We start from the raw sequence: 19,647 nt of genomic DNA on the forward strand, positions 1-19,647 counted from the left end.
CAGACTAAGGACGTGCGGCTGGAGGCGCACCACCAGGTCGGAGATCCGGTCGTCGCGTTCATCGAAGCCCAGCCCATGATCGAGGTTCCCGGGCTTCCGAAGTATGGGGGTAACGAGGCGTTCGCGAGCGGGGCGTCATCGGCGGCTCCGGGTCGCAAGCTAGTAACCAAAGTCCGATCCTGCCCTTGCTGCAAGTCAGGCCGCTGTCAACCACGGCAACCGGCGTATCACCGCCTTCTCCAGCTCCACGATTACGAACACCGCCATGCCGAAGAGCAGGATCCGCGCCCAGTCGCTCCAGCCGATCGCGGTGGTGCCGAACAGGGTATTCATCACCGGTGCATAGGTGAAGGTCAGCTGCAGCACGACCAGAATCCCGATCGCCAGCCACATGGCACGGGAGTGAAAAATTGCCCAGCCACTCAATACGGGCTGGTAGATCAACCGGAGGTTCAGCAGGTAGAACGCCTGCCCGGCGACCAGGGTATTGATCGCCACGGTACGCGCCAGTTCGTCCGAGCTGCCCACCACCTCTTCCATCCACAGGAAGTGCCCGAAGGTGCCGAGCCACAGCAGCACCGCAACGAACGGGATGCGCCAGAGCAGGAACCCGGACAGCAGCGGTGCATCGGGGTTGCGCGGGGGACGCTTCATCACCCCCGGCTCACTGGGCTCGAAGGCCAGCGCCATCGCAAGGGTCACCGAGGTGACCATGTTCACCCACAGCACCTGCACCGGCGTAAGCGGCAGCGCCAGGCCCATCAGAATGGCCATCATGATGGTCATCGACTGGCCCGCGTTGGTGGGCAGCATGTGCAGGATGGCCTTGCGGATGTTGTCGTACACCGTGCGGCCTTCCTCCACCGCGTGGGCGATCGAGGCGAAATTGTCATCGGCCAGCACCATTTCAGCGGCCTCCTTCGCCGCCTCGGTGCCCTTGCGGCCCATCGCGACGCCCACGTCGGCGCGTTTCAGGGCCGGAGCGTCGTTCACGCCGTCGCCGGTCATCGCGACGATTCCGCCCGCCTGCTGCAGGGCCTGTACGAGCCGCAGCTTGTGCTCGGGGGTCGTGCGGGCGAAGACGTCGGTCCCGCGTGCGGTCTCCCGTAGCCGGTCCTCGCTCATGCCGTCGAGTTCGTGACCGGCCATTGCCACCGCGTGGCCGCCGCTGCCGATTCCCAACATCCCTCCCACAGCCCGGGCGGTCGTCAGGTGGTCTCCGGTGATCATCTTCACGCGGATCCCGGCCTCACGGCACTCGCGCACCGCATGGATGGCCTCCTCCCGCGGAGGGTCGATGATGCCGAGGATCGCCAGCAGCGAGAAGCGCCCCGCCTCCACCTGATCGTACTTCAGCTCGTCCTGGTGCGGCTGGGCGTCCCGTGCGGCCACCGCCAGCAGGCGTTCGCCGCGTCCGGCCACCTCCTCCAGCGCCGCCTCCCACCAGTCCCGCTCAAGCGAGCGGGGTCCGTCGGCCGTCTGTTGATGGGCGCAGAGTTCGAGCACCCGCTCGGGAGCGCCCTTCAGGTAAATCACCCCGTGCCCCTTGTGATCGCGGTGCAGGGTGGCCATGTACTTGTGATCGGACTCGAAGGGAATGACGTCGACACGGGGCAGGTGGCCCTGCTCGATCTGGGGATCCATCCCGGCCTTGCGCGCCAGCACCACCAGCGCTCCCTCGGTGGGATCGCCCTCCATGACCCAGTCGCCGTCGCGCTCGAAGACCTGGGCATCGTTGCACAGCAGCCCCGCGCGCAACGCCTGGGCCAGCACCGGATCCTCGTCCGGGCTGACGTCCAGCCCACTCTCGGTGAAGCCGCCGTGAGGAGCGTAGCCGACGCCGTCGACCTGCAGGTGGCGTTCGCGGCTGCGCAGGGAGGCGACGGTCATCTCGTTACGCGTGAGCGTGCCCGTCTTGTCGGAGCAGATGGTCGACACGGAGCCCAATGTCTCGACAGCTGGCAGTCGGCGGATGATGGCGTTGCGCCGGGCCATCTTCTGCACCCCGATCGCCAGCGCAATGGTCATGATCGCCGGGAGGCCTTCGGGGATCGTGGACACGGCCAGGCTCGCGGCGGCGAGGAACATTTCGTCCAGCGGGTAGCTCCGCACCCAGTAGCCGAAAGCGAAGGTGGCCGCGGAGATCAACAGGATGACGCCGGCCAGCCAGCGCCCGAACTGCTCCATCTGCCGCACCAGCGGGGTTTGCAGGCTGTGAACCTCGCCGAGCATCGCGGAGATGCGGCCCACCTCGGTGGTCTCGCCGGTCGCGACCACCACGCCTCGGCCGCGCCCGAAGGTCACCAGCGTGCCGGAATACGCCATGCAGAACCGGTCGCCGAGCGATGCGTCCTCCGCGACCGGCTGAACGTCTTTCTCGACGGGGACCGATTCCCCCGTCAGTACCGCCTCGTCCACGCGCAGATTCTTCACGTCCATCAGGCGCAGGTCGGCGGGCACCTTGTCCCCAGCCTGCAGGTAGATGACGTCGCCGGGTACCACCGAGCTGGCGTCCACCTCGCGCCGATGGCCGTCGCGCAGGACCACGGCACGGGGCGAGAGCATCTGCCGAATCGCGTCCAGCGCCTTTTCGGCCTTGCCTTCCTGGATGAAGCCGATCAGGGTGTTGATCAGGACCACGGCGAGGATCACGCCGGTGTCGACCCAGTGACCCAGCAGGGCGGTGCCGATCGCGGCCAGAATCAGGATGTAGATCAGAACGTTGTGAAAATGGCGGAAGAACCGCACCAGCGGCCCGGCCTTCTCCGGGGGGCGCAGCTGATTGCGGCCGTACCGAGCCAGGCGCTCCCCGGCCTCCCCTGCGCTCAACCCGCTGGGCTGAGACCGCCAGCGCTGGATGACCTCAGCCGCATCCTGTGCGTGCCATACTGGCGAAGGATTCGGGTCCGTGCCAGCCTGGGGGGATTTCGATTCCATATCGTTCACCATCGCCTGCACGAGGCAGGGCCGTTTTCCGGGCCGTTGGGTCTGACTGCGAGATCGGCAGTATTACCAGGGTTTTCCAGGCCGACAACCATGCGGGAGGGCGGGAGATGAAGTTCAGTCTGATCATGGTGTTCGTCGACGACGCACATCTGGACTCCGTTTTGGACGAGGCGCGCGCGGCGGGGGCCACGGGCGCGACCATCATCAACAACGCCCAGGGCCAGGGGCTCCAACAGCGTTTCGGGATCTTCGGGCTGGAACTCATGGAGCCTCGATCCGTGGCCCTGATCCTGGTGGAGAAGCGTCGCGCCGACACCGTGCTGGATACGGTCAGTCGTGCCGGGCACCTCGACGAGACTCTGTCTACTGGAATCGCGTTGGAGCTGGACGTCGCGCGAGCGGTGGGCCTGACCGAACACGTGAAGACGCTCGCAGAGAAATACCCGCCATGACGGCATCCCGCCCGCACCTCGTGCTCCTCCGGTCCGCCAGGCAGGGGCCGCGCGGCCCGTTCAGCGCCGTCCGGGGCCCAGGCGATCGAGCCGTAGCCGGGCGCGTTGGTCGAACAGCCGCTTGGACGCAAGCCAGACCGCGCCCAAGGCCCCGAAGCCCGTTCCGGCCGAAATCAGGAACATGATCAGGATCTGGTACTTCACCGCCTCCACCGGTGGCACGCCGGCGAGGATCTGACCGGTCATCATGCCCGGCAGGCTGACCACGCCGGCCGCGGCCATCGCATTGATCGTCGGCATCAGTCCGCTGCGCGCGGCCTCGCGCCGCATGGTCGCAGTGGCACAGACCCAGGAGTCGCCCAGCGCGAGCCGGCCCTCGATCACCCGTCGCTCGCGCCAAACGGTCTGCGTGAGCCGGTCCAGCCCGAGCGCGATCCCGGTCATCGTGTTGCCCAGCAGCATCCCGAGCAGCGGGATCGCGTACTGCGGCTCCCACCAGGGCGTCGGCCCCACCATGGTGGTCAACGCCAGCACGGTGACCGCGAACGCGGATACGAACATGGTCGCGGTGCCGATCCCATAGCCCCAGACGCCAGTGAAGCGCCGTTCCTGCCGCGCCATCACCTCGTAGCCCGCGATCAGCAACATTGCCAGCGCCATCAGTACGACCCAGACCAGCCGGGCATGGTCGAACAGCGCCTGCAGGATCAACCCGACCAGCAGCAGTTGCAGCACGGTACGCACTGCGGCGATCAGCAGGCTGCGCCCCACGCCGAGCCGTGCCCAGATCGTCACCCCGGCCAGCGCCACCACCAGCACCGCCGCAAGCGAAAGATCCAGCGCGCTGAGACTGATCACGGTCATGACACGAGCCTCCCGGAGCGGATTTCGAGGATGCGCCCGCCCAGGCGGTTGCGCTGCAGCGTGTCGTGGCTGACCCAAAGCGCCCCGGCACCCGCCTCGGCCAGGTAGCCGCGCACTGCGCGTTCGATGCGCCGGGTGTTCTCGAGGTCGAGGTTTGCGGTGGGTTCGTCCAGCAACAGCACCCGGGGATGGTTCAGAAAGGCACGCAGCAGGCCCAGCCGCTGGCGTTCGCCGCTGGACAGGCGCTCGACCTCCCAGTCGAGCGCATCTTCGGGCAGCGAGAAACGCTGCAACCAGTCCAGCGCCTGCTGGCGGTTCCAGCCCAAGGGGAAATGCTCGTGCACGCGTTCGGCCCACCAGGCGGTTTCGGCGGGAACATAGGCCACCTGTCGGCGCCAGTCGGTCGGCGCAATGCCATCGCGGTCGCTGCCCTGAAGCCGCAGCTGTCCCTGGTTCGGGTCGAGGTCGGCCAGCGCACGCAGCAGCAAGGACTTGCCGGAACCGGAGGCGCCCGTGATCTGCACCAGTTCCCCGACCTGCAGGCGCAGGTCGAGCGGCCCAAGTCTTGCAGTCCGAAGGCCTTTCACGTCCAGCAGGCAATCCATCCCGATCCTCGTACCGCTGGCGGAGCCACGGCTTCCGAAGCGCGCATTCTAACCGACGGGAGGGGGGCTGATCAGGCGGTGGTTCGAACCCGCGGCAGATCACGGCGGGCCGATGTGCATTCCCAAAAAAGAGCGGGCGCTTTCGCGCCCGCAATCACCGATGTCAGGTCCTGGGAGACGCTGCGGTCGGTGTCGGAGGAGACTCGTTATCCAGAACCCCGGGGTCAGCCCCCGGGGTTCCCGGTTCCCGGACCTCAGGCCTTCTTCACGAACTCGGGATAGGCCTCGAGGCCGCATTCGGCAACATCTGCGCCCAGATACTCGTCCTCTTCCGCGAGGCGGATGCCCATCACCATCTTCAGGATGAACCAGACGATCAGGCTGGTGACGAAGACGAAGACGAAGATCGCAAGCAGGCCGCTGACCTGTCCGAGGACGGTCGCATCTGCGTTCGACAGCAGGACTGCCATCACACCCCAGATACCGGCAGTGCCGTGCGCGGAGATCGCACCGACCGGGTCGTCGATCTTCAGCTTGTCGAGGCCGACGATCGAGAACACCACGATCACGCCACCGACGCCGCCGATGATCGCGGCCAGCAGCGGCGACGGGCTCAGCGGGTCGGCCGTGATCGCGACCAGGCCGGCAATCGCGCCGTTCAGGGCCATGGTCAGATCGGCCTTTCCGAACAGCAGGCGGGTGGTGATCAGCGCGGCGATCACGCCGCCGGCCGCGGCCAGGTTGGTATTCGCGAACACGGCCGCGACATTGTTGGCCGAGTCGACGTCGGATACCTTCAGCTCGGAACCGCCGTTGAAGCCGAACCAGCCCAGCCACAGGATCAGCACACCCAGCGTGGCCAGCGGCAGCGCGGCACCGGGGATCGCGTTGATCTCGCCGTTCGGGCCGTACTTGCCCTTGCGAGCGCCGAGGAGCAGGACCCCCGCCAGCGCGGCCACCGCACCGGTGAAGTGAACGATGCCCGAGCCCGCGTAATCGACATAGCCGAGTTCGTCGAGGAAGCCGCCGCCCCAGCTCCAGAAGCCCTGGATCGGATAGATGAATCCGGTCAGCACCACGGCAAAGGCGAGGAAGGCCCAAAGCTTCATGCGCTCGGCGACTGCCCCGGAAATGATCGACATCGCGGTGGCCACGAACACGACCTGGAAGAAGAAGTCGGCCCGATCGGAGTAATACGGACGTTCTTCCGCCGCGTCGTAGGACATGTCGCCGGTGAAGGCGGCCGTGACATCCACCGCGGTATTGTCACCGCTGATGAAGAAGGCGATCCCCGGGATGATCGAGCTCAGCCCGTCGCTGTACATGATGTTGTAGCCCACCACCATGTACATCACGCTGGCGATGGAGTAGAGGGCGATGTTCTTGGTCAGGATCTCGGCGGTGCTCTTGCTGCGGACCAGGCCCGCTTCGAGCATCGTGAACCCTGCAGCCATCCACATCACCAGTGCGCCCGCCACCAGGAAATAAAAGGTGTCCAGGGCATAGGCAAGTTCTGCTACCTGCTGTTCCATAGTCGGATTTCTCCAGTAAAGGTGAGTTCAGCCCCGGCGCGTCAAAGCGCCTCAGCCCCGGTTTCGCCGGTACGGATGCGGACCACCTGCTCGATGGGGGTGATGAAGATCTTGCCGTCACCGATCTTGCCGGTACTGGCCGACTTGCTGATCGCCTCGACCACGCGGTCAACCAGGTCGCCGTCGACCGCGACCTCGAGCTTCACCTTGGGCAGGAAGTCGACCACGTACTCGGCCCCACGGTAGAGTTCCGTGTGGCCGCGCTGGCGGCCGAACCCCTTGACTTCCGTCATCGTCATGCCCTGCACGCCGATTTCGGAGATTGCTTCGCGAACATCATCAAGCTTGAAGGGCTTGATGATCGCCGTGATCATTTTCATCGTTCACTCCTTGTTAACAGAGCCGGTTCATCCACGAGGGATTGTTTTGTCGTTGAGACGACACGGCTCTTGCACAAGGCGTGCCAATACAGAGAGACGATGTTGCGCGGGCTTTTCCCGGCTCAGCGCGCGGTGGCGGCGGAATCTGCACCACCACCGTACCGATCAGCGGGATCTATGCACCGAATCAGTGCATCGCCTTGTCGTCCGCTCGCAGCGGTGGCTGCGACCGGAACCTCGCGAGTCCGTTCTATACTCGGGGTAACGGGGCCCGAAGGGCCCCGGGGCAGCCTGATTCCACATGCCACTCCCGAGCGGAGTGCAGGAGCAATGCAATGAGCAACCCCGGAACGTCCCTGGTCGAAATCGCCTTTCGCAACATGGACCATTCACCGGCGGTGGAGGACAGGGTTCGGGCACAGATCGACAAGCTGGGCCAGTTTCACGATCACATCATTGCCTGTCGCGTGGCAGTCGAAGCGCGCCACCGCCATCAGCACAAGGGGCACCTCTATCACGTGCGCATCGATCTCACGGTGCCGAACGCCGAACTGGTCGTAAGCCGGGAGCCCGACGCGCACCAGGCCCACCAGGACGTCTACGTCGCAGTGCGCGACGCGTTCGCGGCCATGCGGCGACAGCTCCAGGAGTTCGCACGCAAGCAGCGCGGCAACGTCAAGTTCCACGAGTCACCGCCACACGGGCATATCCGCGAGATCGCGCCGGCGGCGGATTACGGCCTGATCGAAACCTCCGACGGTCGCGAGATCCGCTTCAGTTCCGCGAGCGTGGTGGACGCCGACTTCGCCAAGCTGGAAGTCGGTGACCGGGTGTGGTTTGCCGAAACCGCCAGCGACGACGGCCCGGCGGCGAGCACCGTGCATGTGGAGGGCAAACGCCATGTGGTCGGCTGAGGCCGGCTCCCGCGATCGCAGCGCACGCCAACACGGGCGCGAGCAGCGCCGGAGACCCTGAACACCGGGGCCGGCGCAGCCCCCGCGGGCGGCTCAGAGCGGGTCCGGCCGAAGCACCGTCAGCGCATCGGCACCAGGAAAGTTCTTCCAGAGTTCGCCGACGGTCGTTTCGTGGCCAGGGAGAATCCGTTCCGGCGCCAGCATCGCCAGCGGCCCCAGCACGTACGCGCGGGTGAGGATCTCGGGATGCGGCAATGGCGGACTGGACGAGCGCAGATCCCCGAGCAGCAGCAGATCGGCGTCGATCGATTTCGGCGCAAGCCGCAATTCGCCTGCAGCCCTCCCCAGTCGCCGCTCCATCGCCTTCAGCCTGGCCACCAGCGCCGCGGCGGTGAGCGAGGTATCGAAGCCGACACAGAGATTCCAGTAGTCGGGCCCGTCGTATCCGACCGCCGCGCTGGAACAGACGGGCGAGCGTTCGATCGGCCCGAATCGAACGGTCAACTCGTCCAGTGCGCGCCGCAGATGCGAAGCCGGAGCGACGTTGCTGCCGAGCCCGACGTAGGCGCGGCGGAGATCGGCGGGCGGCGCGGTCAAGGATGCCCGCGCTCGATCACGATGCCGACCTCGCGGGCACCCGCCACCGCCCCCGGCTTGCCCACGGTCAGGCGCACCGAATGCCCGCCGAAACGACGCAGCAGCGTTTCGGCGATCTCCTCGGCCAGGCCTTCGAGCAGCACATGAGGCTCGCGGCTGGCGATCGCGCGAATGCAATTGGCGACCGCCTCGTAGTCGACGGTATCGGCGATATCGCCGGAGCGTGCAGCCACGCGGGTGTCGGCCCCCAGTTCGATATCGAAGCGGAGCCGCCGCCGCACCCGCTGCTCCCAGGGGTAGACGCCGATCACGGCCTCGACCTCGAGATCACGGAGATAGATATGGTCCATCGCGGCTCGCCTCCAGGCCTCGCCTTTTGAAGATGCGTCAATGCGCCGATTCGCCCCGGGCGGAGCGCGTCCGGCACCGGGGATTCCGATTACCCTTGCCGTCCCGATACAGGCGCGGCGGCAAACCGGTGCGCTATGATCCGGGCGCAGCCCGATCGGGGCAACCCCGGTGCTCGGGGAGATGCACACCGGAGCCCCCGAGACTCTGGCTCTGGCGCACGATTCGCCTCGTGGCGAACCGACCATTTTCCGTCCGGTCCAACGGGACTCGCCGGAGAGCCCGAAATGCCCGGGCGCCCACAGGGGAGCACATGCAATGATGACCGCCCGGTTCCGTGAACTGCCCTGGTCCGATGCGCCCGACGGCCGTCCCCGGCGCATCGGCGTCGAACTCGAGATGGCGGGAATTCCGCTGGAAACCATGGCCGGGGTGGTTCGCGACGAGTTCGGTGGCCGTATCGAGACCAGCGGTGCATTCCTGACCCGCGTTCGCGATACCGAGTACGGCACGTTCGAGATCGAGCTGGATTCCCTGATATTGAAGGATCGGGGCTACCGCGAGCATTTGAAACGGCTCGGCATCGAGCTCGACGACCGGGACAGCGCGGCGCTGGAACGTTGGCTCGCCGGCGCGGCGGGCCGCATCGTGCCGCACGAGATCGTCGCACCGCCGGTGCCCTTGGCTGCCCTCGGGCGCATCGACCGGATGCGTTCCACCCTGCAGCGGCGGGGCGCGCGGGGAACCCAGGCGGCGCTGCTGTACGCATTCGGCCTGCAGCTGAACATCGAGGTGCACAGCCTCGAAGCCAGCTGGATCACGTCGATCATCCGGGCGTTCGTGCTGCTGTACGAGGCCCTGGTGCAGGCCGGGGACATCGATCTCGCCCGCCGCCTGTCGCCGTACATCCGACCCTTCCCGGGTGGGTACGTGCGCCAGGTGCTGCAGCCCGGATACGCCCCCGACATCGCCGGCTTGATCGACGACTATCTGCAACACAACCCAACGCGCAACCGGCCGCTGGACCTGCTCCCGCTGTTCGCCGAGATCGATCCGGATCGGGTGATGGCGGCGCCGGTGGAGCGGTCGCTGGTCAAACCGCGCCCGGCGCTGCACTACCGGCTGCCCAACTGCGAGATCGACGACCCGCAGTGGAACCTTGCGCGGCCGTTCAACGGCTGGGCCGAGGTGGAACACCTGGCGGCCGACCCCGACCGTCTCGAGGCGGCGGCGGCCGAATACCTGCGCCGGCCTGCCCAGGCGCTCGGCCAACTCACCGACGAATGGGTCCAGCGTATCCGTGACTGGTTCTGAACCGGATCCCCGCGCACCGCGATCGCAGCGATCCGCACGCGCACCGCGCCCCGTGGTGGCCGTGACGGGGCCGGACCGGGGCGGCTGGCCTGCATGGTTCTTCACCGCCTGGGCGGTGCGCCGTGCCGGCGGACGCCCGCTGAGAATCCGGCCGGCAAGGCCGCACCACGACCGCCATTTCGATGCGCTGATCGTTGGTGGCGGTGCCGACGTGGATCCGGCGTTGTACGCGCAAGCCGACGGACCCGGCCCCAGCGAGATCCAGGCGGCCGAACGGCGTTGGGCCCAGCGCCTGATCGGGTACGTGTTCTACCCGCTGCTGTGGCTGCTGCGGCGCGGGTTCCAGTCGCATGGCGGCCGCCTGGATACGGAACGGGACCAGGTGGAGAAGGCGCTGATCCAGCGGGCGCTGGACGAGCGCCGACCGATCCTCGGCATCTGCCGGGGCATGCAGCTGGTCAATGTCGTCCGCGGCGGCTCGCTGCACCGGGATCTCGGCGGGTTCTACACGGAAACCCCGCAGGCGCGCAGCCTGCTGCCGGTGAAACGGGTGGATCTGGAGCCCGGCTCGCTTCTGGCTGCGGTGCTGGGCAGCGAAACCGTTCAGGTAAATGCCCTCCACAACCACGCGGTCGCGGAACTGGGGCAGCATCTGCGCGTGTGCGGCCGGGAACCCACCGGGGTCATCCAGGCGATCGAGGCCAGCGATCGCTGGTGCATTGGGGTCCAGTGGCATCCCGAATACCTTCCGCAAAAGGCGGTCCAGCAGCGCCTGTTCAGCGCGCTGGTCCGGTCGGCGGCCGCTGAACCCGGGGCACGCGATCCGGCGGATCAGGCGCCAGCGGGATAACCGATGCCGAGCCCGCCCAGCCCGCAGTAGCCGCCGGGGTTCTTCTCCAGGTACTGCTGGTGATAGTCCTCGGCGAAATAGAAGTCGTTCAGCGCCACGATCTCGGTGGTGATCGGCCCCTGTCCGACGCGCCGCAACGCCGCCTCGAAGCGCTGGCGGCTCGCCTCGGCCAACGGCCGATGGGCCGAGTCGTTCAGGTAGATGCCCGAACGGTACTGGGTGCCGACATCGTTGCCCTGGCGCATGCCCTGCGTCGGATCGTGCCCCTCCCAGAACACCTTCAGCAGGGCCTCCAGGTCAATCTGCTCCGGGTCGTACACCACGCGCACGAGTTCGTTGTGGCCGGTCAACCCCGAACAGACTTCCCGATAGGTCGGATTCGGCGTGTAGCCGCCCCCGTATCCCACCGCGGTGGTGAACACCCCGGGCTGGCTCCAGAACAGGCGCTCGGCACCCCAGAAGCAGCCCATGCCGAAATGGACGATCGCCAACCGGTCGGGATAGGGCGGCGCCAGCGGCGCCCCGAGTACTGCGTGGCGGCCGGAGACCGGCATTGGGTCGGCACGCCCAGGCAACGCCTCGGAGGCATCGGGCATGCGGATCCTGCGTGTCGCGCCAAAGAACATGATCAACCCCCGAGCTGCTGTCCTGGAGACGCCGGACCGATCGGACGGGGCCTGGCGCAATCTCGCGCCACTGCCCTGCCTCTTACCAATCCCCAGGCCCGGGAGCGTCTCCATCGAACGCGTCGATGGTATCCCGTATCCGAGCGGATGAGGCGAATCGGCCGTTACCTTCGGCCCTTTGTGTGGCCAGGCGAGGCTGCGGTTCCCCGGGAATGCCTCAGTGGGCTTCGCCGCGCGCCGTCTGCGGCTCTGCGTCGTCCTCCGGCATACCGGCGCGGGCGCAGTCGCGGGCGAGACTGCGCACCCCAGCGACGAGATCCTCGGCTGCACCATCGCGCAGGCGCGCCCGGAGATGCTCGATCAGATCGCCCTGACGCGTCTGGAGCTCGCGGGCCAGCGACATCAGGCCTGCGCGTTCGTCCTGCTGGCGCGCCTTCGCGAGTCCCGGGGAATCGAACGGGAGCGTCAGCGACATCTCGATCAGCTTGCGCATGCGTGCGGCGCCGGCCTCTTCCGACGCCTCGGCCAGCTCCCTTCCGAACACCTGCAGGTCGCGGATCTCGCCAAGCAGATCCTGCAGCACCTTGAGCGAGGTCACCGACTCCTCTGCCTGGGGGAAGACGCCGGTGAGCGGCTCCAGCAGATAGCGCAGGCGCTTGCCGCTGATCCGTGCCGCGTGCAGCGGACCCTCGTCGAAATCGCGCTCGAGATGGGCGCAGCGCAGCGAAAACTCCCCAGCCATCTCCAGCAGCATCCCGGCGGTCACTTCGGCAAAGCTGTGCCCGGGATCCGCGTAGCGCGCCTTCAGGCGCGCGTGCAGCGGCTTGTGAACGAGACGGAACCGGTCCGCGAGCGTGGCCCGCAGCGCCTCGTACTCGGCGGCGAGCCGATGCTGCAGCCTTTGCTCCAGCCAGTCGAAACCCGGGCGCTGGTGCGGCCGGGGATCCGCGCAGCGCTGGTGCAGGCGCTCCAGCTGCACTTCGGTATCGCGCGCCGCACCGGTCGCGTCGACCACGTCCTTCAACCGCCGGCGCAGCTTCGGCGTGACGGCATCGATCAGATAGGGCCGGTAGGCCTTCTCGATACTGCGCGCCCGGCGTACCGCGACCCGGAACTCGTGTACCGCCTCGGGATCGTCGAGCTTGTCGAGCAGCGAATCGGCGATGGCCAGGCGCTTGCGCATCAGCAGCCGCGCGACCCGGGCCGCGGGCCTGCGCAGGTGCTGGGACTTGATGGTCAGGATCTTGGCTACCATGGGCCAAGACTACCCTGCAGACGAAAACCGGCGCTACCTTGCCGGCGGGTGCGGTCCCGCGGCCGCATCCGCGCGCCGGTCGGTCGATCCGGAACGGTACGGGTTCGGAGCCCCATCGGGGCGGGTCTGGAACAGGCGCATGGTCCACAGGTACTGCTCGGGCCGCTCCCGAACCGCCCGCTCGATCGCCGCGTTCATCGCGCGGGCATCGGCGCGATCGTCACCGCTGGGAAAATTCTCGAGCGCCGGCCAGAGCGTCACCACGTAGCGATCCTCGGCACGATCGTACCAGGCGAAGCTCGGCACGACGGCAGCCCCGGTCAGGCGTGCCAAGCGCGCCAGCGAAGTCAGCGTGGCCTTGGGCACGCCAAAGAAATCGACGAACACCGCGCCCTCGGCCCCGAGATCCTCGTCGGGAAGGTAGTAGAAATTGCGTCCCTGGCGCATCTGCCGAATCGCCGGACGCAGACCCTGTTCGCGTGAGTAGATCTGCGCTGAATAACGGGTACGGGTGCGGTGGTTGATCCATTCCACAACGGGATTGCGCAACCGCTTCGCAAACGACACGCCATTGTGGAGCTGGCTCATCCGCAGTCCACCGTGATCGAGTGCGATCGAATGCGGGGACAGCACGATCACCGGCACCTGGCGCGCCTGCAGCCTGAGGTAGTGTTCGTGGCCGACAACCCGGATGCGCGCCGCATGGGTGGCAGCAGATCCGAACCACAGCATCCCGTAGTCCAGCATGCCCTGCGCGGCAAAACGGTAGTGTTCCCGCAGCAGGTGTTCCCGCTGCTCCGGCGTCAGCGCAGGGAAACACCAGGACAGGTTCAGAGTAGCGAAATGCCTGCGCTTGGCCGACCCGCGCCGCAGCAGCCAGGCCAGCCCGGGCACCAGACCGCGCAGAAACGGCCTGGGCAACTGGTGCAGCAGCCACAGCAAGCCGAGTCCAAGCCAGCTACCCCAGTGCCGTGGCAGGAAATGCCGGGGCGTGAGCGGAGCCCGATAACCGCCACCCGTTGCCCGGCTGCGGTCCTCCGTCATGAGTCCCGCTTCGGGGCATCCAGCTGCTTGCGCGCACGCCGGGCGAAGACTTCCATCTCCTTCACTGCCTGCAGGTCGCCTCGGCCCCGCGCCACTTCGATACCGCGTTCGCAAATCTCCGCCGCGCGCGCGGGCGCGCCGGTTTCCAGCAGCACCCAACCCAATCTTTTCCACGCCGCCGAGTACTCCGGATCCTGTTCCAGCGCCTGCTCGAGGTGTTCGATCGCCTCCGCGTGGCGGCCGGCTGCGATCAGGGCATTCGCGAGCGCCAGTCGCAGCATCGGCGAGTCCTGCCCCGACTCCAGCAGCGCCTGGAAACGTGCAATCATTTCGGCCATCATCGCCTCCGCTCAAGCCATTGCGCAGCGCACTCGCTGCGACCGGCAGGGTACCCCAGGGCGGCCCGGCTCAAAAGAAACGGCGGGCCGGCTGGAACAGTCGCTCGACTGCCCGCAGCAGACCGCGATCGGTCAGGAACAGGATCACGTGGTCGCCGGAACGGATCACGGTATCGTGATGCGGGATCAGCACTTCGCGATCGCGCACGACCGCGCCGATGGTCGCACCCTCGGGCAATTGCAGTTCGTCGATCCTGCGGTCGACGACCCGCGAACTTCGCGCGTCGCCGCTGACGATGGACTCGATCGCTTCGGCGGCGCCGCGGCGCAGGCTGTGCACGGTGGCGGTGCCACCCTCGCGCACCCGCGCCAGCAGTACCCCGATCGTGGCCTGCTGCGGCGACAGCGCGATGTCGATGGTCCCCTCCTGCATCAGGTCGACGTAGCCGGGCCGATTGATCAGCGCCATCACCTTGCGCACGCCACGGCGCTTCGCGAGCATGCTGGCAAAGATATTGGCCTGGTCGTCGTTGGTGACCGCGCAGAATACGTCGGTTCGGCCGATGCCGGAACGATCCAACTGCTGGTCGTCGGCGCTGTCGCCTACCCGAATCTCGGTACCCTCCGGCAGCAGCTCGCGCAGCTGTTCGGCACGCGCGGGATCACGCTCGATCACGCTGACCTCGTACCGACCCGCCAGGGCCTCGGCCAATCGGAGCCCGATGTTGCCTCCGCCCGCGACCATGATCCGCCGGTACGGTTGATCGAGCTTGCGCAGCTCGGAAGTGACCAGGCCAATATCCTGCTTCGCTGCGACGAAGAACACTTCGTCGTCGGCTTCGATCACCGTGTGCCCGTCGGGACGCAACGACCGGTCGCGCCGGAAGATCGCGGCGACCCGGGTCTGGACGCCCGGCATGTCCCGGTGCAGATTGCGCAGTTCGTGGCCCACCAGCGGGCCACCGTAATAGGCCCGGACCCCGACCAGCGAGACCAGCCCGTCGGCGAAATCGAGCACCTGCAGCGCGCCGGGATGCTCGACCAGCCGCTGGATCTGGGCGGTGACGATCGCTTCGGGCGAGATCAGCATATCCACCGGCACGGCCTCGGGAGAAAACAGCCGCGGGTAGTCATGGTAGCTGCGCTCGCGCACCCGCGCGATCTTGGTGCCGGTGCCGAACAGCGTCGAACCGATCTGGCAGGCGAGCATGTTGACTTCGTCGGAATCGGTGACCGCGATCAGCATCTCGGCCTCGCGGGCCCCGGCAGCCTCGAGCACGCCGGGATGACTGCCGAAACCGTTCACGGTCCGGACGTCGAGATGGCTCTCGATCGCCTCGAGGCAATCCGAACGCGTGTCGACCACGGTCACATTATGCCCGTCGGCGCTCAGCGCCTCGGCCAGCGATTGCCCCACCTGACCGGCGCCGACGATCACGATCCGCTTCATCGCCGGGTTCCAGACTCAGCCGTCGGTCTTCAGCTTCTTCGGGTCGATGCCAAGGGTCTTGAACTTGCGGTAGAGATGGGTGCGCTCCAGGCCGACCCGTTCCGCCAGCCGGGTCATGTTGCCCTCGCTGCGTTCGAGCTGATGGATCAGGTACTGGCGCTCGAACTGTTCCCGCGCCTCGCGCAGCGGCAGGTCCGGGAACAGGTTCGATGCGCCGAGATCCGTCTCGCCGAGCGTCTGCCCGGACAGCGTGCGCTCCACCTCCTCGCGCGTCACTTCCTCGCCGGAACCCAGGATCATCAGCCGCTGCACGAAATTGCGCAGTTCGCGCACGTTGCCCGGCCAGTGGTAACGCCGCAGCCGCTCGAGCGCACCCGCCTGGAAGCGCCGCTCCGGAAGCCCCTCCTGCTGGTGCAGGTGTTCCATGTGGTGCTTCAGCAGCGCCGGGATGTCTTCGGGATGATCGCGCAGCGGCGGAACCTTCAGCGGCAGTACGTTCAGCCGGTAGTAGAGATCTTCGCGAAAACGCCCCTGATGCACGGCCTCGGCGAGGTCGATCTTGGTCGCGGCAACGACCCGCACGTTGACCGTGATCGGCTGGTTGCCGCCGATGCGTGTGATCCGCTGCGTGTCCAGCGCATGCAGCAGGCGTCCCTGCGTCTGCAAGTCCATCTCCGCGACCTCGTCGAGGAACAGCACGCCGCCGGCTGCCTGTTCCAGCAGTCCGAAACGCACGCGATCGCCCTGCTCGGAGCCGAACAGCTCGTTGATCGCCTCCTGCCCGGACAGGGATCCGACCGCAACCACGATGAAGGGGTTGTCCCTGCGCGCGCTGCGCGTATGCAGGAAACGGGCGAAGGTCTGCTTGCCCACGCCCGCTTCCCCGGAGATCAGCACCCAGGTGTCGTGCTGGGCCATGCGCTGCACCTGATCGCGCAGGCTGTGCATCACCGCACTGTCACCGACGGGTTCGGAGATTGCGGTTCCCAGCCGCCGCAGCCCCTGGTTCTCCCGCTGCAGCCGGTCGGATTCGAGTGCATTGGTCAGGGTGATGGTCAGCTTGTCGATCGACAGCGGTTTCTCGATGAAATCGTAGGCCCCGAGCCGGGTCGCATCCACTGCGGTCTCGACGTTGCCGTGACCGGAGATCATCACCACCGGACAGGGCAGGCTGCCATCCTCGTTCCACTCCTTCAGCAGGCTGATCCCGTCGCCGTCCGGCATCCAGACATCGAGCAGGATCAGGTCGGGCCGGCGGCTGCGGCGCGCCGCCTTGGCCTCGGCGACGGATCCGGCCAAGGCCACTTCATAGCCTTCGTCCTCGAGCACGTCCCGCAGCAGCATGCGGATGTCCGGCTCGTCGTCCACCACCAGTATGTACGGTCCGCTCATTCCTGTGCCTCTCCGACACCCTCGGGATTGCCGCCGCGGTGGACCGGAATACGGATCACGAACACCGCCCCCCCCGTTGGCGCATTATGGCATTCAATGATACCCCCATGTTCTTCGACGATCTTTTTCGCCACGGCCAGTCCCAGGCCGGTACCACGGGGCTTGTCGGTGGTGTAGGGCTCGAAGATGCGTTCCAGGTAGTCGGGGCGGATACCCGGCCCGTTGTCCGCAACCTGCAGTTCCACCCGGTGCCCGTTGCCGTCGTGCAGATCCCGGGTCGACACTTCGACCACACCGTCCGCACGGTCGTGCACCGCTTCGATCCCGTTCTTGATCAGGTTGTGCAGCAGCTGGCGCAGGCGTCCCGCATCGGCCCGGATCGCGGGCAGCCCCTGCTCCAGGTCGACCACGACCCGGGCGCGCTGCGTCTCGCCGGCGTACAGTTCGCCGACATCGCGCACCAGCTGGTTCAGATCGAGGGGCACGAGTTCCAGCCGCGGCGCCTGGGCATAGTCGCGAAACGCGTTCACCAGCGTCTTCATCGCCTCGACCTGCTGCACGATGGTCCCGGTGGCCCGGTCCAGTACCTCGCGGTCCGCCCCCTGCACGGTCTTGCCCAAGCGCCGGGAAAGCCGTTCGGCGGAAAGCTGGATCGGCGTCAGCGGGTTCTTGATCTCGTGGGCCAGCCGCCGCGCAACCTCGCCCCAGGCCGCGTCGCGCTGCGCGCGCAGGAACTCGGTCATGTCGTCGAACACGATCGCATGCAGGCCGCGCCGGTTGCCGGGATCGGGCAGCCACACCCCTCGGGTCATCAGCACCTTGCGCCCGGTGCGGGTGAACACCACCACCTCGCGCGACCACTCCTGTTCCCCCGCCGCCAGCGCGTCGCCGATCGCCTCGAAGAATTGCGCCACCAGCGGACAGGCGTCCTCGAAGTCGGACAGTGGCCGCGGCGGTCCGGTGCGCAGGTCGCATTCCAGGATTTGGCACGCCGCTCCGTTCGCGGTGCGCAAGCGCAGTCCGCCGTCCAGCGCCAGCACGCCGGACCGCAGGTGCTGCAGCACGCTTTCCAGGTAGGCGCGCTCGGCATCGAGCAGGCGGCGGTTGCGTTCGGCTTCCTCGCGGGCCTCGTTCAGCGTACGCGTCATCGCGTTGAACGAACGGACCAGGAATCCCAGTTCGTCGTCGCGGCTGACCGGCAGCCGGGTGCTGTAGTCCCCGGACGCGACCAGCCGGGTACCCTGGGCCAGGTCGGTCACCGGCCGCACCAGCCTCCGCGCGACCAGCAGCCCCGCCCAGAGGGCGGCCATCAGCGACATCGCCAGCGCCAGCGACATCGTGAAAATGAAGCCCTGCTTGATCGGCCCGCGCAGGTAGGCAAACTCGCGGTAGTCGACGAACGCGTCCTGCACCCGCACCGCGAGCGCACTCATGCGCGGATCGACCGGATACAGGCCCTGCAGAATGCGGCTGTCGGCACCCGGGGACCGGTCCCCCGCCACCGCGACCACCCGAATCAGCAGATGACCGTTGGCGTCCGGCTCCAGGCGGGTAAAGGGCTGCCCCGGAGTCATGCGCAGCAGGATGTCGGCACTGGGCGGCGACGGCAGCCGCCGGATCGGGCTGTCGGTGCTGGAGGCGATGATCCGGTTGTTGGCGCCGACGAGCGTGAGTTCCTGCGCCCCCATCTGGGCACGGAGATCGTTCAGCGCCAGCGGCACCAGCGTCTCGGACACGTCCTGCAGCTGGCGCATGATTTCCTGGGTCTCGCGGGCGAGTTCCCGGACGCGCAGATCCAGCGACGAGCGGGACAGTTCCAGCGCATCCTCGAGCGCCCCGTCCACGCGCACGTCGAACCAGGAATCGACCCCCTCGTTCAGAAACTTGAACGAAAAGTAATAGACCACCGTGACCGGGACCACCGCGACCAGCATGAAACCCGCGATCAGACGCAGGGTCAGCCGGCTTCCGGGCCGCCCGTCCCGGTACTGCACGATCAGGCGGCCAACCTGGTAGATGATCAGCGCGCCGAGCACGACGAGCACCACGCCATGGAACGCGAGCAGCCAGAGGAACAATTGCTCGAATCGCGCCGAATTCTGCGCGGCATCGCCCATCACCACCAGCGAAGCCAGCAGGATGAAGAACAGCAGCCCCAGGCCGAACAAATCCCAGGGGAAACGCCTCAATCCAAGGACCATCGATACCATCCCGGCTGTGTGACATAGGCCCCGCGCAGGCGCGTTTCCCACTGCAGGGGCAGCGGCAGCGCGCCGTGGTCCAGTTGCACCCGGGCGGCAAACTGGTGCTGGGCCCCGGGCCGGAGTTCCTCGGGGTCGACCTCGAGCGCGATGCGGCCGAGACGACGCGCGAGAATCTCGAGCGCATCCCCCAACGTGGGCGCCAGATCGACCCGGCGCGAGGCCCCATCGGTGATCACATAATGGCGGCTCAGCGCATAGTATTCCAGGCGCGCACGACGGCTCGCCTGCGCCACGGGGCGTTCCCCGAAGAGGCCGCGCCGGTACTCGAGCCTTACCTCGGACAGGAAATGGATGCCGATGCCGTTCTCCAGCGCCTCCAGCAATACCTCCGGCAGCTCCATGTCCAGGTAAAGACGCACCAGCAGCCGGTCTTCGCCCTGCCAGACCGAATCCGCCTGCCGGATCTCGGTTGCCGCCGCGGCGGCCGGAAGCAGGCACACCCACAGCACCACCACGCCGAGCACCAGCCGCATGCC

General features: G+C 67.2%; 19 protein-coding genes. 4 read left to right on the plus strand and 15 right to left on the minus strand.

What is annotated here, in order from left to right:
* Nucleotides 1–195: 195 nt before the first annotated feature.
* A complete protein-coding gene (locus THITH_RS15010; protein WP_006746992.1) occupies nucleotides 196–2,949 on the minus strand; it encodes a cation-transporting P-type ATPase in 2,754 nt (917 codons plus the stop codon).
* A 104-nt stretch (nucleotides 2,950–3,053) separates the two neighbouring features.
* On the opposite strand from THITH_RS15010, the gene THITH_RS15015 reads away from it, so the two are divergent.
* Nucleotides 3,054–3,398: a P-II family nitrogen regulator gene (locus tag THITH_RS15015; protein WP_006746991.1), complete on the plus strand. Its 345-nt coding sequence runs from the start codon at nucleotides 3,054–3,056 to the stop codon at nucleotides 3,396–3,398.
* Nucleotides 3,399–3,458: 60 nt separating this feature from the next.
* Here THITH_RS15015 and THITH_RS15020 read toward each other — a convergent pair whose 3' ends face one another.
* The 4 genes from THITH_RS15020 to THITH_RS15035 all read right to left on the minus strand — a co-directional run bounded on the left by THITH_RS15020 (nucleotide 3,459) and on the right by THITH_RS15035 (nucleotide 6,779).
* Complete coding sequence (locus THITH_RS15020; RefSeq protein WP_006746990.1) at nucleotides 3,459–4,262, minus strand: ABC transporter permease; 804 nt, start codon at nucleotides 4,260–4,262, stop codon at nucleotides 3,459–3,461.
* Nucleotides 4,259–4,867, minus strand: coding sequence for an ABC transporter ATP-binding protein (locus THITH_RS15025; protein WP_006746989.1), 609 nt, complete (start codon nucleotides 4,865–4,867; stop codon nucleotides 4,259–4,261). Before THITH_RS15025 ends, THITH_RS15020 begins: the two co-directional genes overlap by 4 nt.
* Nucleotides 4,868–5,121: 254 nt before the next feature.
* A complete protein-coding gene (locus tag THITH_RS15030) occupies nucleotides 5,122–6,399 on the minus strand; it encodes an ammonium transporter (protein WP_006746988.1) in 1,278 nt (425 codons plus the stop codon).
* Nucleotides 6,400–6,440: 41 nt separating this feature from the next.
* Complete coding sequence (locus THITH_RS15035; protein ID WP_006746987.1) at nucleotides 6,441–6,779, minus strand: P-II family nitrogen regulator; 339 nt, start codon at nucleotides 6,777–6,779, stop codon at nucleotides 6,441–6,443.
* A 335-nt stretch (nucleotides 6,780–7,114) separates the two neighbouring features.
* On the opposite strand from THITH_RS15035, the gene THITH_RS15040 reads away from it, so the two are divergent.
* On the plus strand, nucleotides 7,115–7,693 hold the full coding sequence (locus THITH_RS15040) for an HPF/RaiA family ribosome-associated protein (RefSeq protein WP_006746986.1): 579 nt from the start codon (nucleotides 7,115–7,117) through the stop codon (nucleotides 7,691–7,693).
* Nucleotides 7,694–7,786: 93 nt separating this feature from the next.
* Here THITH_RS15040 and folK read toward each other — a convergent pair whose 3' ends face one another.
* Together folK and folB are read right to left on the minus strand one after the other, a co-directional pair.
* Nucleotides 7,787–8,290 carry a 2-amino-4-hydroxy-6-hydroxymethyldihydropteridine diphosphokinase gene (gene folK / locus THITH_RS15045; protein WP_006746985.1) on the minus strand — a complete coding sequence of 168 codons (504 nt, stop codon included), beginning with the start codon at nucleotides 8,288–8,290 and terminating at the stop codon, nucleotides 7,787–7,789.
* Nucleotides 8,287–8,640, minus strand: coding sequence for a dihydroneopterin aldolase (gene folB / locus THITH_RS15050; protein ID WP_006746984.1), 354 nt, complete (start codon nucleotides 8,638–8,640; stop codon nucleotides 8,287–8,289). The genes folK and folB overlap by 4 nt, the downstream gene beginning before the upstream one ends.
* Before the next feature lie 316 nt (nucleotides 8,641–8,956).
* On the opposite strand from folB, the gene THITH_RS15055 reads away from it, so the two are divergent.
* Nucleotides 8,957–9,952, plus strand: a complete 996-nt coding sequence (locus THITH_RS15055) for an amidoligase family protein (RefSeq protein WP_006746983.1) — start codon at nucleotides 8,957–8,959, stop codon at nucleotides 9,950–9,952.
* Nucleotides 9,939–10,802, plus strand: coding sequence for a gamma-glutamyl-gamma-aminobutyrate hydrolase family protein (locus THITH_RS15060; protein ID WP_025367616.1), 864 nt, complete (start codon nucleotides 9,939–9,941; stop codon nucleotides 10,800–10,802). The genes THITH_RS15055 and THITH_RS15060 overlap by 14 nt, the downstream gene beginning before the upstream one ends.
* Here the strand turns inward: THITH_RS15060 and msrA are convergent.
* The 8 genes from msrA to THITH_RS15100 all read right to left on the minus strand — a co-directional run bounded on the left by msrA (nucleotide 10,784) and on the right by THITH_RS15100 (nucleotide 19,644).
* Entirely contained in the window at nucleotides 10,784–11,428 is a 645-nt protein-coding gene (msrA, locus tag THITH_RS15065) for a peptide-methionine (S)-S-oxide reductase MsrA (protein WP_025367617.1), read from the minus strand. The two genes, THITH_RS15060 and msrA, sit on opposite strands and share 19 nt — an antisense overlap.
* 217 nt (nucleotides 11,429–11,645) lie before the next feature.
* Nucleotides 11,646–12,683 carry a CHAD domain-containing protein gene (locus tag THITH_RS15070; protein ID WP_006746980.1) on the minus strand — a complete coding sequence of 346 codons (1,038 nt, stop codon included), beginning with the start codon at nucleotides 12,681–12,683 and terminating at the stop codon, nucleotides 11,646–11,648.
* A gap of 33 nt (nucleotides 12,684–12,716) precedes the next feature.
* Nucleotides 12,717–13,727 carry a lysophospholipid acyltransferase family protein gene (locus THITH_RS15075; protein WP_006746979.1) on the minus strand — a complete coding sequence of 337 codons (1,011 nt, stop codon included), beginning with the start codon at nucleotides 13,725–13,727 and terminating at the stop codon, nucleotides 12,717–12,719.
* Nucleotides 13,724–14,065, minus strand: coding sequence for a tetratricopeptide repeat protein (locus THITH_RS15080; RefSeq protein ID WP_006746978.1), 342 nt, complete (start codon nucleotides 14,063–14,065; stop codon nucleotides 13,724–13,726). The genes THITH_RS15075 and THITH_RS15080 overlap by 4 nt, the downstream gene beginning before the upstream one ends.
* Before the next feature lie 70 nt (nucleotides 14,066–14,135).
* Nucleotides 14,136–15,515: a Trk system potassium transporter TrkA gene (gene trkA, locus THITH_RS15085; protein WP_006746977.1), complete on the minus strand. Its 1,380-nt coding sequence runs from the start codon at nucleotides 15,513–15,515 to the stop codon at nucleotides 14,136–14,138.
* Nucleotides 15,516–15,530: 15 nt separating this feature from the next.
* Nucleotides 15,531–16,907: a sigma-54-dependent transcriptional regulator gene (locus THITH_RS15090; protein ID WP_006746976.1), complete on the minus strand. Its 1,377-nt coding sequence runs from the start codon at nucleotides 16,905–16,907 to the stop codon at nucleotides 15,531–15,533.
* Entirely contained in the window at nucleotides 16,904–19,108 is a 2,205-nt protein-coding gene (locus THITH_RS15095; RefSeq protein WP_006746975.1) for a sensor histidine kinase, read from the minus strand. The genes THITH_RS15090 and THITH_RS15095 overlap by 4 nt, the downstream gene beginning before the upstream one ends.
* Entirely contained in the window at nucleotides 19,093–19,644 is a 552-nt protein-coding gene (locus tag THITH_RS15100) for a DUF4390 domain-containing protein (protein ID WP_006746974.1), read from the minus strand. Before THITH_RS15100 ends, THITH_RS15095 begins: the two co-directional genes overlap by 16 nt.
* Between the last annotated feature and the right edge of the window lie 3 nt (nucleotides 19,645–19,647).

The organism is Thioalkalivibrio paradoxus ARh 1, assembly GCF_000227685.2.
In the GTDB taxonomy this organism is placed as follows: Bacteria; Pseudomonadota; Gammaproteobacteria; order Ectothiorhodospirales; family Ectothiorhodospiraceae; genus Thioalkalivibrio; species Thioalkalivibrio paradoxus.

Coding starts and splice junctions, on each gene's coding strand:
- THITH_RS15010 (WP_006746992.1), bottom strand. CDS start 2,949: ATGGTGAACGATATGGAATCGAAATCCCCCCAGGCTGGCACGGACCCG.
- THITH_RS15015 (WP_006746991.1), top strand. CDS start 3,054: ATGAAGTTCAGTCTGATCATGGTGTTCGTCGACGACGCACATCTGGAC.
- THITH_RS15020 (WP_006746990.1), bottom strand. CDS start 4,262: ATGACCGTGATCAGTCTCAGCGCGCTGGATCTTTCGCTTGCGGCGGTG.
- THITH_RS15025 (WP_006746989.1), bottom strand. CDS start 4,867: ATGGATTGCCTGCTGGACGTGAAAGGCCTTCGGACTGCAAGACTTGGG.
- THITH_RS15030 (WP_006746988.1), bottom strand. CDS start 6,399: ATGGAACAGCAGGTAGCAGAACTTGCCTATGCCCTGGACACCTTTTAT.
- THITH_RS15035 (WP_006746987.1), bottom strand. CDS start 6,779: ATGAAAATGATCACGGCGATCATCAAGCCCTTCAAGCTTGATGATGTT.
- THITH_RS15040 (WP_006746986.1), top strand. CDS start 7,115: ATGAGCAACCCCGGAACGTCCCTGGTCGAAATCGCCTTTCGCAACATG.
- folB (WP_006746984.1), bottom strand. CDS start 8,640: ATGGACCATATCTATCTCCGTGATCTCGAGGTCGAGGCCGTGATCGGC.
- THITH_RS15055 (WP_006746983.1), top strand. CDS start 8,957: ATGATGACCGCCCGGTTCCGTGAACTGCCCTGGTCCGATGCGCCCGAC.
- msrA (WP_025367617.1), bottom strand. CDS start 11,428: ATGTTCTTTGGCGCGACACGCAGGATCCGCATGCCCGATGCCTCCGAG.
- THITH_RS15070 (WP_006746980.1), bottom strand. CDS start 12,683: ATGGTAGCCAAGATCCTGACCATCAAGTCCCAGCACCTGCGCAGGCCC.
- THITH_RS15075 (WP_006746979.1), bottom strand. CDS start 13,727: ATGACGGAGGACCGCAGCCGGGCAACGGGTGGCGGTTATCGGGCTCCG.
- THITH_RS15080 (WP_006746978.1), bottom strand. CDS start 14,065: ATGGCCGAAATGATTGCACGTTTCCAGGCGCTGCTGGAGTCGGGGCAG.
- trkA (WP_006746977.1), bottom strand. CDS start 15,515: ATGAAGCGGATCGTGATCGTCGGCGCCGGTCAGGTGGGGCAATCGCTG.
- THITH_RS15090 (WP_006746976.1), bottom strand. CDS start 16,907: ATGAGCGGACCGTACATACTGGTGGTGGACGACGAGCCGGACATCCGC.
- THITH_RS15095 (WP_006746975.1), bottom strand. CDS start 19,108: ATGGTCCTTGGATTGAGGCGTTTCCCCTGGGATTTGTTCGGCCTGGGG.
- THITH_RS15100 (WP_006746974.1), bottom strand. CDS start 19,644: ATGCGGCTGGTGCTCGGCGTGGTGGTGCTGTGGGTGTGCCTGCTTCCG.